The sequence below is a fragment of the Pseudomonas putida genome (assembly GCF_002025705.1).
In the GTDB taxonomy this organism is placed as follows: domain Bacteria; phylum Pseudomonadota; class Gammaproteobacteria; order Pseudomonadales; family Pseudomonadaceae; genus Aquipseudomonas; species Aquipseudomonas putida_J.
Genome location: NZ_CP018846.1, coordinates 4344914 through 4357648, shown reverse-complemented (window position 1 = coordinate 4357648; position 12735 = coordinate 4344914). Strand labels below are relative to the sequence as shown.

The window sequence follows — 12735 nt, the reverse complement described above, 5'->3', positions numbered from 1 at the left end:
GTTGTGCGTTATCCTCGTGGCTTTCGTAGACGGTCTGCGTCAGCGGAATGGGGAGGGAGATTGAATGGACATCAAGGTGCTCAAAAACATCGTGAACGTCGCCCGAACGGGGTCGATCACCGATGCGGCCGAACAGGTTCACGTCACGGTCCAGGCCTTGGCCGCTCAGTTGAAAAAACTTGAAGATCATTGCGGCTTCAAATTGTTCGACCGGACCAACAAAGGGGTATCGCTGACCCAGGAAGGTGTGGGCATCTTGCCGCATGTCCTGGAAATCGTGCGTTCGTCGGAGCGCATGCAGCTGAAGATCAATCAACTGCGCCAGAGCCGCAATCAGCGCCTGCCTTTGCGCGTTGCCCTGAACAGCACGCTGTCGATGGAAATCAACCAGCAGATCATGGGCGGCGTGGTCAGCAAACTGTCAGGCTACAGCCCGATCTTCAGTTGCTCCGAGTCGCCCGACAACCTGACCAAGCTGGCCAAGGACGAAGCGGACATGGTGGTGGTGCTGGGCGACAGCGTCCCTGAAAACTACCATTCGGTGCCGCTCAAGGGGTTGCGCATCGAAGTGGTCGCCTCGTCATCGTCCAACGACCGTTCGGCGCCATGCGCGGTGATCAAGCCATTGCCCGAGTGCCCTTACTCCTCGATCTTTTCCCGCTTCGCCGAGCGCCGTCCCGGCATGCTGGAAGCCGCTACCGTGTTCCACTCCGGCAGCGAGATCGTCAGTGTTTCCATGATCAAGAGCTTTGGCGGGGTGGGTGTGTTGTCCCGTGCTGTTGCCGAGGCCAATGAACTGTTCATCTGGCCCGGCTTCTCCGATTTTCTCGATGTGTACCTGGTCATGAAAGAGCCGTGGATCATCGAAGAAGAGTTCCCGCTGTTCTGCGCGGTGCCCACACCCATACGCAGTTTTGACGCCATCAGCGCCTGACCTGGCATCGCGGTGCGCAGAAGCCACGGGACATCCGTGGCTTCTTGCTTTCAGCGGGCAAACCATTGATCGGAATTTCGCGGCCGGGACAATAAAAACATATTTTGATGCTTAAATTAATCTTGTCAGTCGATCCCCTCCAGGAGGGTGCCGTCATGAACATCAAGATTGCCGCCTTACTGCTGCTCGCCCTGTGCGCACAGCCGGCATGGAGCCAAAGCTACTCCTACTCTTCTGCAACCCCCGCCGCCAAACCTGCTGAATCCGGTGCGATGACCACGCGCATGGCCCTGCGCGACCTGTGGGTCGAGCATATCTTCTGGGTGCGCAACTATGCCGTCGCCAACCAGGCCGGCAATGCCAAGCAGGCTGCAGTTGCCGCCAATGAAGTGGTGAGCGATGCCACCCGGATCGCCAACAGCATCGCCCCGCTGTACGGCCAGACCGCCGCCGATCAGTTGCTCAAGCTGCTCGCCGGCCATTGGGGCGCGATCAAGCACTACAGTGATGCCACCGTGGCCAAGGACAAAAAGGGCCAACAGGCTGCTGTCGACGAGCTGGGCAGCAATGCCAAAGCCATTGCCGCGTTCCTGGCCAAAGCCAACCCCAACCTGCCAGAGCAGACCCTGCTGACCTTGCTCAGTGCCCACGGTGGCCACCATGTGGCGCAGATCGACCAGCTGGCCGCCGGTGACTACGCGGGCGAGGCGCGTACCTGGGCGATGATGCGCGAGCATATCCTGACCTTGTCCGACGCCCTGGCGGCGGCACTGGTCAAGCAGTTCCCGGACAAGTTCTGATGCTCGAAGGCCTTGGCCGTACCCAACAGGACCTGCTCCACGCGTTGCTGCATCAGCCGGTCGGCATGAGCATCGACGAGCTGGCGCAGGCCCTGGCCGTTACCCGCACGGCGGTGCGCCAGCACTTGGCCGCGCTGGAGCGCGACGGCCTGGTCAAGCGCGGCGCTACCCGGCCTACCGGGCGCCGGCCAGAGCAGTTGCACCAGCTGACCGAGCATGGCCGCGAGCTGTTCCCGCGGCAGTATCCGCTGCTGGCCAATCTACTGATTGGTGAAGTCGCGGGTTTGATGGGGCCGGAGGCGTTACTGGCGTTGATGCGTGAGCTTGGGCGCAAGCTGGCGGCAGACCTGGAATCTGAGGTGGTGGATGAAGGGCGGATCGTCGAGCACATGAACGCGGCGGGGTATGAGGCCGAGGTGTTTTTCCGTTCGTCAGGTGAACCGCAGATTGTGGCGCACAATTGCGTGTTCCATCACTTGGCCAAGGCGCATCCGGTGGTGTGCGAGCTGGATCTGGCCTTGATCGGTACGCTTGGCGGCGCCGAGGTCAGCCATGAGGAATGCATGTTGAGAGGCGGGCAGGTGTGCCGCTTTGCCCTGCGCAAGGAATGATGTTGCCTGTACTGGCCCCTTCGCGGGTGAACCCGCTCCCACAGGAAAAGTGCAAGGCCAGAGGGCAGCGCCGTACCTGTGGCAGCGGGTTCACCCGCGAAGAGGCCAGTACAGGCTGAAATCAGCTCTGCTGGAGGATGCAGTCCAGCAACCCGGGAAACCGCTCGGCCAGCATCTCGCTGCGCAGCGAATTCATGTGGGTAGTCCCGACATTGCGGGTGTGCACCAACCCCGCATCACGCAACACGCGAAAATGGTGCGACATGCTCGACTTCGGTCGCCCGCCATCGAGTTCGCCGCAGCTGGCCTCGGCCACGCCGGCCAGATGGCGGACGATGCCCAGGCGCACCGGGTCGCTCAGTGCATAGAGCACACGCTCGAGAATCAGGTCTTCAGGGTTGGGGTGTTGGTAGGCTCGCATGACCGACATGATAACGGGGGTTTCATTAATTGCCATAGTTCGATTATGATCGAACTATCGTATTCAGATGACCCGGAGCTTGCCCATGTCTGCCCTGTTCCAACCTTACACCCTCAAAGATGTCACTTTGCGCAACCGCATCGCCATCCCGCCGATGTGCCAGTACATGGCCGAGGACGGCCTGATCAACGACTGGCACCAGGTGCACTACGCAGGCCTGGCCCGTGGCGGCGCTGGCCTGCTGGTGGTCGAGGCCACTGCAGTAGCCCCGGAAGGGCGCATCAGCCCCGGTTGCGCCGGGATCTGGAGCGACGCACATGCCCAGGCGTTCGTGCCGGTGGTACGGGCGATCAAGGCTGCAGGCTCTGTGCCGGGCATCCAGATTGCCCACGCCGGGCGCAAGGCCAGTGCCAACCGCCCGTGGGAAGGCGATGACCATATCGCTGCCGACGATGCCCGTGGTTGGGACACCATCGCGCCGTCCGCCGTTGCCTTTGGCGCGCACTTGCCAAAGGTTCCGCGCGAGATGACCCTGGATGACATCGCCCGGGTCAAACAGGATTTCGTCGACGCCGCCCGTCGCGCGCGTGATGCCGGTTTCGAGTGGATCGAACTGCACTTCGCCCATGGCTACCTGGGGCAGAGTTTCTTCTCCGAGCACTCCAACAAACGCACCGATGCCTACGGTGGCAGCTTCGAGAACCGCAGCCGCTTCCTGCTGGAAACCCTGGCTGCAGTGCGCGAGGTGTGGCCGGAGCACCTGCCGCTGACCGCGCGTTTTGGCGTATTGGAGTATGACGGTCGTGACGAGCAGACCCTGGAGGAGTCCATCGAGCTGGCGCGCATGTTCAAGGCCGGTGGCCTGGACTTGCTGAGCGTCAGCGTCGGCTTCACCATTGCTGAAACCAGCATTCCATGGGGCCCGGCGTTCATGGGGCCGATCGCCGAGCGGGTACGCCGCGAGGCCGGCATTCCGGTGACCTCGGCGTGGGGCTTCGGTACCCCGCAGCTGGCTGAGGCGGCCTTGCAGGCCAATCAGCTGGACCTGGTGTCGGTCGGGCGTGCGCACCTGGCCGACCCGCACTGGGCGTACTTCGCGGCCAAGGAACTGGGTGTGGAGAAGGCCTCCTGGACTTTGCCGGCGCCTTATGCGCACTGGCTCGAGCGTTATCGCTGAGTGATGCCGGGGGCTGCTTTGCAGCCCGTTCGCGACACAAGGCCGCTCCTACAGCAGAACGCGATCCCTTGTAGGAGCGGCCTTGTGTCGCGAACGGGCCGCACAGCGGCCCCCGAATCTAGAACCGATCCAGTCGATAAGCCGCAGTTGCCGATCCGGCTGGCCGCTCAACCATCCCCCCCACCCATTCCGCCGTCACCGCCGCCTGGGTCAACCCCAGATGCTGATGCCCGAACGCCAACAACACCCGCCCATCGCACACCCGGTCGATCACCGGCAACGAGTCCGGCAACGATGGCCTGAAGCCCATCCACGGCGTAGCCCCTTCAACACTCAGGTCCTGCTGGAACAACCCCTTGCTCAACCGGTGCAGCTGCCACGCCCGCTGCATGCTCGGCGGCGCATCGAGCCCGGCGAACTCCACCGTGCCGGCCAGCCGCAGCCCACCCGCCATGGGCGTCATGATGAACTTGCGCTCCAGCGAAGTGACCGCGAATGGCAAGCGCTGTTGCTCCTGCGGCAGCATCAGGTGGTAACCACGCTCAGTGTCCAGCGGTACGCTCTTGCCGGTCAGGGCTGCCGTCAATTGCGCAGAATGTGCGCCGCAACTGAGCAGCACCTGGCGCGCGTTGAACGTCCCCTGGTCGCTGGCCAGGCTGACCCCGTTGCCGTGCAGTTGCCCACCCGCAACCCGCGCCTGAACGAAACGCACACCGCTGGCCTTGGCGGCCTCGAACAGTGCACAGACCACCCGGTACGGGTCGATGAAGTGCCCGGTACGCGGGAAGAACAGGCCACCCAGCAGTGCAGGGTTCAGCTGTGGTGCTGCCTCGCGAACGGTCCCGGCCGACCACAGGTCCACCGCCACGTTCTGCTCCTGCATGCGCGCGCGCAAGGCCTGCAGCGCCTGGCGTGACTCGGGCCGCTCGAACACCAGCAACGAGCCATCTTCCTTGAACAGCTCACTGCGCCCGATCGAGCCCAGCAAGCGCTGCCACGCCCCCAGGCTGCCTTCGTTGAGCGCGCGGATGCCGGCCACGCTGCGCTGGAACGGCGCCGGGCGCAAGTTGAGCAACAGGCGGGTGAACCACGGCATGGCCTTGGGCAGGTACTTCCAGTCCAGACGCAGCGGGCCCATCGGGTCCAGCAGCATGCGCGGCAGGCGCTTGAGGATCGACAGGTCGGCAATCGGAAACACTTGCTCGGTGGCCAGGTGCCCAGCGTTGCCGTAGGAGGCACCGTGGCCGGGCGCCTGGTGATCGAGCAGCAGCACCCGACGGCCCTGGCGGGCCAGTTGCAGGGCACAGGCAACGCCGACGATGCCGGCGCCGACCACGGCGATATCGGTTTCGGGGGTGTCGACCATGCTCAACCTTCCCGTTTACCGTCGAGCAAGCGCCGAAGCTGCAACGGGTTGCCGTGCTTGAGCGCCTGCGGCAGCAGGGCATCGGGGAAGTCCTGGTAGCACACCGGGCGCAGGAAACGCAGGATCGCCGCCGTGCCGACCGAAGTGGTGCGCGTATCGGAGGTGGCCGGGAACGGCCCGCCGTGGACCATCGCGTCGCACACCTCGACACCGGTCGGCCAGCCGTTGACCAGGATGCGCCCGGCCTTGCGTTCCAGTGTCGGCAGCAATGCGCGGGCACTGGCGATGTCGGCATCGTCCAGTTGCAGCGTGGCGGTCAGCTGGCCTTCAAGGTGCTCGGCCACCTGGCGGACCTGTTCGTCGCTGGCGCAGGCCACCACCAGCGAAGCGGCGCCGAACACTTCGGCCTGCAACGCAGGGTCGCTGAGAAACGCTTCGGCATGGGCCACGAACAGTTGCGCCTGGCACTGGTTCGGCCCTTGCTGCGCCAGGCCGCTGGCGGCGACTGCAGCGTTGGGGTTGTCGGCCAGGGCGCCGACGCCAGCTGCATAGGCGCTGAAAATGCCGGGCGTCAGCATGGTTTGCGCGGCGGCCTGGCGCACGTGTTCGCTGGCGGCGTCTATGAAGCGTTGCAACGCCGGCCCCTGGCGGGCGATCACCAGCCCGGGGTTGGTGCAGAACTGCCCGGCTCCCTGGGTCAGCGAGGCGACGAAGCCTTGTGCCAACGCTTCGCCACGGGCCTGCAGTGCTGCATCGAAGAGGAACACCGGGTTGATCGAGCTCATCTCGGCGTAGACCGGAATTGGCTCCGGGCGTGCCTGGGCCGCCTGGCACAGGGCAAGGCCACCGCTGCGCGAGCCGGTGAACCCGACCGCCTTGATGCGCGGGTCGCTGACCAGGGCGATACCGACTTCACGGCCGGCGCCGTACAGCAGCGAGAACACACCTTCCGGCAGGCCGCAGTGTTTGACGGCGCGGGCCACGGCCTGGCCGACCAGTTCGCTGGTGCCGGGGTGTGCGGCGTGGGCCTTGACCACCACCGGGCAGCCGGCGGCCAGCGCCGAGGCGGTGTCGCCGCCGGCTACCGAGAAGGCCAGGGGGAAATTGCTGGCGCCGAACACCGCCACCGGGCCCAGGGCCACCTGGCATTGACGCAGGTCGGCGCGCGGCATCGGCTGGCGCTCGGGCAGGGCGTTGTCGACCCGTACATCCAGCCATTCACCGCTGCGTACCACGCGGGCGAAGGTGCGCAGTTGCGTGCAGGTACGGCCACGTTCGCCCTGGATGCGTGCCTTGGGCAGGCCGCTTTCGGCCACGGCGCGGTCGATCAGGGCATCGCCCAGCGCTTCGATTTCGCTGGCGATGGTTTCGAGGAAACTGGCACGTTGTTCCAGCGAGGTTTCGCGGAAGCTGTCGAACGCCGCCCAGGCCAGTGCGCAGGCCTGGGCCACGTGTTCGCCGGTGCCGCCGGCGTAAGCGGGTTCGAGGGCCTGGTTGGTGGCCGGGTCGATGGCGCGGATCGCGTCGCGGCTGCCGGTAACGGCGGTCTGGCCGATCAGCAGGTTGCCTGTCAGGGTCATGGAGCCTCCTTCGGAATCAGATGGAACGGGGGGCGCTTTGCGCCTCTTTCGCGACGCAAGGCCGCTCCTACAGGAGTGCGCGATCCCTGTAGGAGCGGCCTTGTGTCGCGAAAGGGCTGCGAAGCAGCCCCAAGGATCAGGCCAGGTTCTGCTCGGCCGACCAGCTGGCGTACCACTTGCGGAACAGCGCGTACTGCTGCTCGGCATAGTTGCGCTGGGCGTCGGTCAGCACGTCGGTTTCGTTGAAGTGCAGGCTGTATTCGGTGTCGCCGTTGAGCACCATCAGGTGCTTGTAGTACAGCACCAGGTCGCAGCCTTCATCGAACGACGACAGCACCGCCAGCGCCGATTCCAGTTCACGCGCCAGGCGGCGGGCCTTGGCGTCGCCCTTGGCGGCCTGCTTGCTCAGGCTCACCAGCTGCAGCACTTCACGCGGCAGGGCGTTGCCGATGCCGGTGATGGCACCGGTGGCGGCGCAGTTGACGAAGCCGTGCACCACCTGGGTGTCGACGCCGACCATCAAGGTCACGTCGTCATCCTTAGACGTGATGTGCTCGGCGGCGTAGCGCAGGTCGGCGCCGCCGCCGAACTCCTTGAAGCCGATCAGGTTAGGGAACTCGCGGCGCAGTTCGAAGAACAGGTCGGCGCGGGTGGCGAAACCGTAGTAGGGGCTGTTGTAGATCACCGCCGGCAGCTTTGGCGCGGCGGCGAGAATCGCCGAGAAGTGGTGCTTCTGGGCGATCAGCGAGGCGCCGCGGCTGAGCACGCGGGGGATGACCATCAGGCCGGCGGCGCCGACCTTGGCGGCGTGGGCAGCGTGGGCCACGGCTTCACGGGTATTCACCGCACCGGTGCCGACAATGGTCGGGATACCGGCGGCCACCAGGCGGGCCACGCCTTCCTGGCGTTCGGCTTCGGTCAGCAACGGCCAGTCGCCCATCGAGCCGCAGTAGACCACGGCGCTCATGCCGGCCTCGATCAGCTCGCGGCCCTTGCGCACCAGGGCGTCGAAGTCCGGCTTGCGTTCGGTGGTGCAGGGGGTCATCAGGGCAGGCATGGTGCCGGTGAAGATGTTGTCGGTCATTGTTGTCACTCCTGGCGGTATTCAGTTGGGTAGAAAAGCCGGGGTCAGATGCCCCAGGCGAACGGATCCTGTTCGTCGATCAGCAGGGTGCTGTCGGCGGTCATGTAGGCGCGGCCGGTGATGAATGGGCGAATGCGTTCGCCGTCACGCTCGTAGCGGCCGTGGAACTGGCTGCCGGTGATGCTGGCCTGCACCCAGGTCTGGCCTTCTTCGAGCTTGCCGTCGGCGGCCAGGCAGGCCAGCTTGGCGCTGGTGCCGGTGCCGCAGGGCGAGCGGTCGTAGGCCTTGCCGGGGCACATGACGAAGTTGCGGCTGTCGGCATTGGCGTCGTCGGCGAACAGCTCGACATGGTCGATTAGCGCACCGTTTTCGCCGGTGATGCCCTGGGCTTCGAGGGCCTTGAGCATGGCCCAGGTGTACTCGGTAAGGGCTTCGCGGTTGTCCAGCTCGATGCGCTGGCCGTGCTCGGCAACCAGGAAGAACCAGTTGCCGCCCCAGGCGATGTCGCCATGCACCACGCCGTGGCCGGGCACGTCCACCGCCACCTGCTGGCGGTAGCGGTAGGACGGCACGTTGCCGACGGTGATGGCGCCGTCCTCATGCAGGGTGGCGCTGACCTGGCCGACCGGCGTGTCGATCTTGTGCACGCCCGGCCCGATCAGGCCCAGGTGCTGCAGTGAGGCAACCAGGCCGATGGTGCCGTGGCCGCACATGTTCAGGTAACCGGCGTTGTTGAAGAAGATCACCCCGCAGGTGGCGTCGGCCGAGACTGGCGGGCAATACAGCGCGCCGACCAGCACATCGTTGCCGCGTGGCTCCAGCAGGCAGGCACGGCGCCATTGATCGTGCAGCTCGCGCAGTTCGTCGCGCTGCTCGGCCATGCTGCGCCCGTGCAACTGCGGGAAGCCTTTCATCACCAGGCGGGTCGGTTCGCCGCCGGTATGCGAGTCGATGACGTGAATCTGTTTCATGGGCTTGTCCATTGCTTGAAGGGTCAGGAGGCGACGGCGGCGGGGCGGCCGGTATAGGTTTCAGTACCGGCTTCGCTTTCGTCCTCGCCTTCCAGGCGTACCAGGTGGGCTGGCACGCCGGTGGCGGCGCCCCAGTAGTAGATACCCAGGGCGCAGACGGCCACGGCCAGGGTGTCGAATGGGTGGCCGAGCACGCCCAGGCCGCCGAAACTGCCCAGCCAGGACAACAGGATGGTCACGGCGTAGAAGCCGATCAGCCAGGCAGACGAACGTACTTGCTGGGCCAGCGACAGGTGCTGGGTCGGAACGAAGCGGCCGCACAGCAGGTACAGCACGAACATCACGATCTGCAAAGCCAGCAGCCAGGACACGGTGTTCCAGCCCGACCAGTAGACGATCAGTGCGGCGATGATGAACGACAGCGGGCCGAGCACACCCATGCCCTTGACCCGGAACGGGCGCGGCATGTCCGGCGCATTGCGGCGCAGGGCGGCGACGGTGACCGGTGCCACGGCGTAGCTCAGTACCAGGGCGGCGGAAACCACGTTGATCAGCGCTTCCCAGGAGGGGAACGGCAGGGTCCAGAACACCGACAGGGCGAAGGTCAGCCACAGTGCCGGGCGCGGGATGCCGGACTCGGCATCGATGCGGGTGAAGTACTTGAAGAAGGTGCCAGTCTGCGCCCAGCCATAGATCACGCGCGGGGTGGCGTTCATGTAGATGTTGCCGCAGCCGCCGGGCGAGATCACCGCGTCGGCCACCACCAGGTAGGCCAGCCAGCCGACCCCCAGGGCCAGGGCGATGTCACGGTAGGGCAGGGCCAGTTCCTTGGTCACTGCGGCCCAGCCGTTGGTGATCATCTCGGTCGGCACGCTGCCGAGGAAAGCCAGCTGCAGCAGGGCGTAGATCGCGGTAGAGAGCAGCACCGAGAGGATCAGCGCGATCGGGATGGTGCGCTGCGGGTTCTTCACCTCGCTGGCCACCGAAATGATCGGCGTCAGGCCCAGGTAGGCGAAGATGATGCCACCGGCAGACACTGCCATTTCCACGCCAGACAGGCCGAACGGGGCAAAGCCCTGGACTTCGAAGTTTTCCGGCTTGAAGAAGCTGAACAGCACGCCGATCACCAGCAGCGGCACGATGAACTTGAACACGCTGACCAGGTTGTTGGCCTTGGCGAAAGTTTTCACGCTGCGGTAGTTGAGGAAGAAGAACAGCCCCAGCAAGGCGAACTGCACCAGCCAGCCGAGCACGGTCGGGTCACTGGAACCGGCCTTGGTCAGCCCCGGGAACCACGCTGCGGCGTACTGGCGCGAGGCGACCACTTCGATGGCGATCAGGCTGGAGAAGGCGATCAGGGTGATGAACCCCATCAGGTATCCGAGCAACGGGCCGTGCGAGTACACCGGGTAGCGCACCACGCCACCGGCGCGCGGCAGGGCGGCGCCCAGTTCGCAGTAGACGATGCCCAGCAGCAGCACGGCGAACCCGCCGAGGAACCAGGAGAGGATACCGGCCGGGCCGGCGATGGCCGAGACGTGGCTGGCGGCGAACAGCCAGCCGGAGCCGAAGATAGCGCCGAGGCCGATGAAGGTGAGGTCGAGCAATGACAGCTGTTTCTTGAATTTGCCTGACATGGGGGCGCCTTTTTGTAGGTTTTGGATAGGCAGGTCTGATGTCACGTGATGCGGCTTTTTACAGCCGCGCTCTTGTCGTTTTGGGCGGCTTGCGTGGGGCATAGAGTGGACCCGAATCGGGGAGGCGTTCTTGATGGTTTTCTGCAGAGGTAATGACGAAATCGGCACAGTTGCAGAAATGCCTGGCGCTCGGGCTGGGTAGGTAGATAGGCTGGAAGCCATACCGCGTAAAGGCTGTAGAGGTGTGCTGGTAGTGCTGGCCTCTTCGCGGGTGAACCCGCTCCTACAGGTACAGCACTGCTTTCGAGACTTGTGATATTTCTGTGGGAGCGGGTTTACCCGCGAAGAGGCCGGCTAAGCCGGTAGAGAACCTGAAGATGACCGATACCCCCCTGGCAACTTTGTACCAATCCCTCGACCAGCACCCCCCGGCCACCCTGGAGGCCTTGCTGGCCGGTGTCTCGCTGCTGCTGCCGATCCTCGACGCCATCCCCAACGCCGCGATCTTCATCAAGGACCCGGCCGCCCGCTATGTGCTGGCCAACAACACCCTGGTCCAGCGCTGTGGCCTCAAGCGCCTGCAACCGCTGCTGGGCAAGACCAGCGCCGAAGTGTTCCCGGCGCAACTGGGCCCCGGCTACACCGAGCAGGACCGCCGCGTGCTCAAGGATGGCCTGGTGCTGGAAGACCAGCTCGAACTGCACCTGTACGGCAGCCGTGAGCCGGGCTGGTGCCTGACCCACAAGCGCCCGCTGTACAACCCCGAGGGTGAGATCATTGGCCTGGTGGGCATCTCCGTCGACCTGCAGTCAGCCGCCGACACCCACCCCGCCTACCAGCGCCTGGCTGCTGTGGACGAGCATATCCGCCGCCATTTTCACCAGCCGGTCAGCATGAATGAACTGACCCGTATCGCCGGCATTTCTGTGGCGCAGCTGGAGCGTTACTGCAAGCGGGTGTTCCACCTCACGCCGCGGCAGATGATCCACAAGGCACGCCTGGAGCACGCTCATCGGCTGCTGCATTCTGATTTGCCGATCACCGAGGTGGCGCTGCGCTGTGGTTACACCGACCACAGCGCGTTCAGCCGCCAGTTCAAGCAGCTGACCGGCTTCACGCCCCGGCAGTACCGCCAGGCGACGGCGGATCAGGCCGGTTGAAACAGCAGCCTGGCTTCGTCGAAGCACTGCTCGGCAATTGCCGAGCGCGGTTCGCTGCGGCGCAGCAGCAGGCCGACCGGGCTGTGGATGCTGGCGTCGGCGATGGGGATGATGCGCATGTGCTCGCTGAGGTCTTCCAGGCCGCAGCCCAGCGGCATGATCGCGCAGCACACGCCGGTGTTGATGGCCTGCACCAGCTGGAAGGTCGAGTCGCTTTCCAGCACGGCATTGGGTTCCAGGCCGCGGCTACGGAAGCTCAGGTCCAGTGACTGGCGGTAGTGCATGCCCTTGCTCAGCAAGCCCAGGGGAATATCGCCGAGTTCGTCCCAGCGCAGGCTGTCGGCGTCGAACTGGAAGTGCTGGGTGTCGAACAGCAGGCCCATGGTGGTGGTGCCCAGTTCGATCACTTCGAAGAAATTGGCGTTGACCTGGTCGAGGTAGCAGATGCCCAGGTCGAGCTGATTGCGGCTCAGGCCATCCATAATCTGCTCGGTGCTGTGCGAGCTGAGCTGAAACTGCAGCTCGGGGTATTTCTCGCGCAACGGCAGCAGCAGGTGCATGGGGTTGAAGCTGGCCAGCGGCACGGTGCCCAGGCGCAAGCTGCCGACCACCTGGCCACGGCAGCTGGCGGCCTCGGCTTGCAGGCCATCATGGGCGGCGAGCAGGGTGCGGGCCCAGGCCAGGATGCGCTCGCCAGCCTCGGTAAAGCCCTCGAAGCGCTGGCCGCGCTTGACCAGCACCAGGTCCAGTTCGTCTTCCAGGTTGCGCAGGCGCATGGACAGGGTCGGCTGGGTGATATGGCACAGCGCCGCGGCTTGGCCGAAGTGGCGGGTCTGGTCGAGGGCGATGAGGAACTTGAGCTGCTTGATGTCCATGGAAGTGCCTGGAGTCTGGTTGTGCAGACCTTAACCCACGTCTGCGATAGATGTCATTGATCGGCCGGTTCGCCATTTCGATTGGACGCCTGTCAGGCTTGCCTCTAGCGTGACGACAA

Annotated in this window: 12 protein-coding genes; 5 read left to right on the top strand and 7 right to left on the bottom strand. The window is 64.9% G+C overall.

What is annotated here, in order from left to right; translation table 11 throughout:
- The first annotated feature begins 64 nt into the window (after positions 1 to 64).
- From BUQ73_RS19590 to BUQ73_RS19580, 3 genes are all read left to right on the top strand, one after another.
- Complete coding sequence (locus BUQ73_RS19590; RefSeq protein ID WP_079229318.1) at positions 65 to 934, top strand: LysR family transcriptional regulator; 870 nt, start codon at positions 65 to 67, stop codon at positions 932 to 934.
- Between the two features lie 155 nt (positions 935 to 1089).
- Positions 1090 to 1734, top strand: coding sequence for a hypothetical protein (locus tag BUQ73_RS19585; RefSeq protein WP_079229317.1), 645 nt, complete (start codon positions 1090 to 1092; stop codon positions 1732 to 1734).
- Positions 1734 to 2345, top strand: coding sequence for a helix-turn-helix transcriptional regulator (locus tag BUQ73_RS19580; RefSeq protein ID WP_079229316.1), 612 nt, complete (start codon positions 1734 to 1736; stop codon positions 2343 to 2345). The genes BUQ73_RS19585 and BUQ73_RS19580 overlap by 1 nt, the downstream gene beginning before the upstream one ends.
- Before the next feature lie 121 nt (positions 2346 to 2466).
- On the opposite strand, the gene BUQ73_RS19575 is transcribed toward BUQ73_RS19580, so the two are convergent.
- On the bottom strand, positions 2467 to 2802 hold the full coding sequence (locus BUQ73_RS19575; protein ID WP_079229315.1) for an ArsR/SmtB family transcription factor: 336 nt from the start codon (positions 2800 to 2802) through the stop codon (positions 2467 to 2469).
- 49 nt (positions 2803 to 2851) lie between these two features.
- Here BUQ73_RS19575 and xenA point away from each other — a divergent pair, with 49 nt between their 5' ends.
- Positions 2852 to 3943: a xenobiotic reductase XenA gene (gene xenA, locus BUQ73_RS19570; RefSeq protein WP_079229314.1), complete on the top strand. Its 1092-nt coding sequence runs from the start codon at positions 2852 to 2854 to the stop codon at positions 3941 to 3943.
- A gap of 118 nt (positions 3944 to 4061) precedes the next feature.
- Here xenA and BUQ73_RS19565 read toward each other — a convergent pair whose 3' ends face one another.
- The 5 genes from BUQ73_RS19565 to BUQ73_RS19545 form a co-directional block, all read right to left on the bottom strand.
- Positions 4062 to 5309: an NAD(P)/FAD-dependent oxidoreductase gene (locus tag BUQ73_RS19565; RefSeq protein ID WP_079229313.1), complete on the bottom strand. Its 1248-nt coding sequence runs from the start codon at positions 5307 to 5309 to the stop codon at positions 4062 to 4064.
- Between the two features lie 2 nt (positions 5310 to 5311).
- Positions 5312 to 6889: an aldehyde dehydrogenase (NADP(+)) gene (locus tag BUQ73_RS19560; protein ID WP_079229312.1), complete on the bottom strand. Its 1578-nt coding sequence runs from the start codon at positions 6887 to 6889 to the stop codon at positions 5312 to 5314.
- 136 nt (positions 6890 to 7025) lie between these two features.
- A complete protein-coding gene (locus BUQ73_RS19555) occupies positions 7026 to 7973 on the bottom strand; it encodes a dihydrodipicolinate synthase family protein (protein WP_079229311.1) in 948 nt (315 codons plus the stop codon).
- A gap of 44 nt (positions 7974 to 8017) precedes the next feature.
- Complete coding sequence (locus BUQ73_RS19550) at positions 8018 to 8944, bottom strand: 4-hydroxyproline epimerase (RefSeq protein WP_079229310.1); 927 nt, start codon at positions 8942 to 8944, stop codon at positions 8018 to 8020.
- A gap of 23 nt (positions 8945 to 8967) precedes the next feature.
- The gene (locus BUQ73_RS19545; RefSeq protein ID WP_079229309.1) at positions 8968 to 10581 is read right to left on the bottom strand and encodes an APC family permease; all 1614 of its coding nucleotides are present in this window, start codon (positions 10579 to 10581) and stop codon (positions 8968 to 8970) included.
- Positions 10582 to 10958: 377 nt separating this feature from the next.
- Here BUQ73_RS19545 and BUQ73_RS19540 point away from each other — a divergent pair, with 377 nt between their 5' ends.
- Positions 10959 to 11741: an AraC family transcriptional regulator gene (locus tag BUQ73_RS19540; RefSeq protein WP_079229308.1), complete on the top strand. Its 783-nt coding sequence runs from the start codon at positions 10959 to 10961 to the stop codon at positions 11739 to 11741.
- On the opposite strand, the gene BUQ73_RS19535 is transcribed toward BUQ73_RS19540, so the two are convergent.
- Positions 11729 to 12616 carry a LysR family transcriptional regulator gene (locus BUQ73_RS19535; protein ID WP_027918641.1) on the bottom strand — a complete coding sequence of 296 codons (888 nt, stop codon included), beginning with the start codon at positions 12614 to 12616 and terminating at the stop codon, positions 11729 to 11731. The genes BUQ73_RS19540 and BUQ73_RS19535 overlap by 13 nt on opposite strands.
- Positions 12617 to 12735 lie beyond the last annotated feature (119 nt).

Excerpts from the sequence above, each read along its gene's own strand:
- xenA (WP_079229314.1), top strand. The coding sequence starts at position 2,852 with ATGTCTGCCCTGTTCCAACCTTACACCCTCAAAGATGTCACTTTGCGC.
- BUQ73_RS19590 (WP_079229318.1), top strand. The coding sequence starts at position 65 with ATGGACATCAAGGTGCTCAAAAACATCGTGAACGTCGCCCGAACGGGG.
- BUQ73_RS19580 (WP_079229316.1), top strand. The coding sequence starts at position 1,734 with ATGCTCGAAGGCCTTGGCCGTACCCAACAGGACCTGCTCCACGCGTTG.
- BUQ73_RS19565 (WP_079229313.1), bottom strand. The coding sequence starts at position 5,309 with ATGGTCGACACCCCCGAAACCGATATCGCCGTGGTCGGCGCCGGCATC.
- BUQ73_RS19560 (WP_079229312.1), bottom strand. The coding sequence starts at position 6,889 with ATGACCCTGACAGGCAACCTGCTGATCGGCCAGACCGCCGTTACCGGC.
- BUQ73_RS19540 (WP_079229308.1), top strand. The coding sequence starts at position 10,959 with ATGACCGATACCCCCCTGGCAACTTTGTACCAATCCCTCGACCAGCAC.
- BUQ73_RS19545 (WP_079229309.1), bottom strand. The coding sequence starts at position 10,581 with ATGTCAGGCAAATTCAAGAAACAGCTGTCATTGCTCGACCTCACCTTC.
- BUQ73_RS19535 (WP_027918641.1), bottom strand. The coding sequence starts at position 12,616 with ATGGACATCAAGCAGCTCAAGTTCCTCATCGCCCTCGACCAGACCCGC.
- BUQ73_RS19575 (WP_079229315.1), bottom strand. The coding sequence starts at position 2,802 with ATGGCAATTAATGAAACCCCCGTTATCATGTCGGTCATGCGAGCCTAC.
- BUQ73_RS19555 (WP_079229311.1), bottom strand. The coding sequence starts at position 7,973 with ATGACCGACAACATCTTCACCGGCACCATGCCTGCCCTGATGACCCCC.
- BUQ73_RS19585 (WP_079229317.1), top strand. The coding sequence starts at position 1,090 with ATGAACATCAAGATTGCCGCCTTACTGCTGCTCGCCCTGTGCGCACAG.
- BUQ73_RS19550 (WP_079229310.1), bottom strand. The coding sequence starts at position 8,944 with ATGAAACAGATTCACGTCATCGACTCGCATACCGGCGGCGAACCGACC.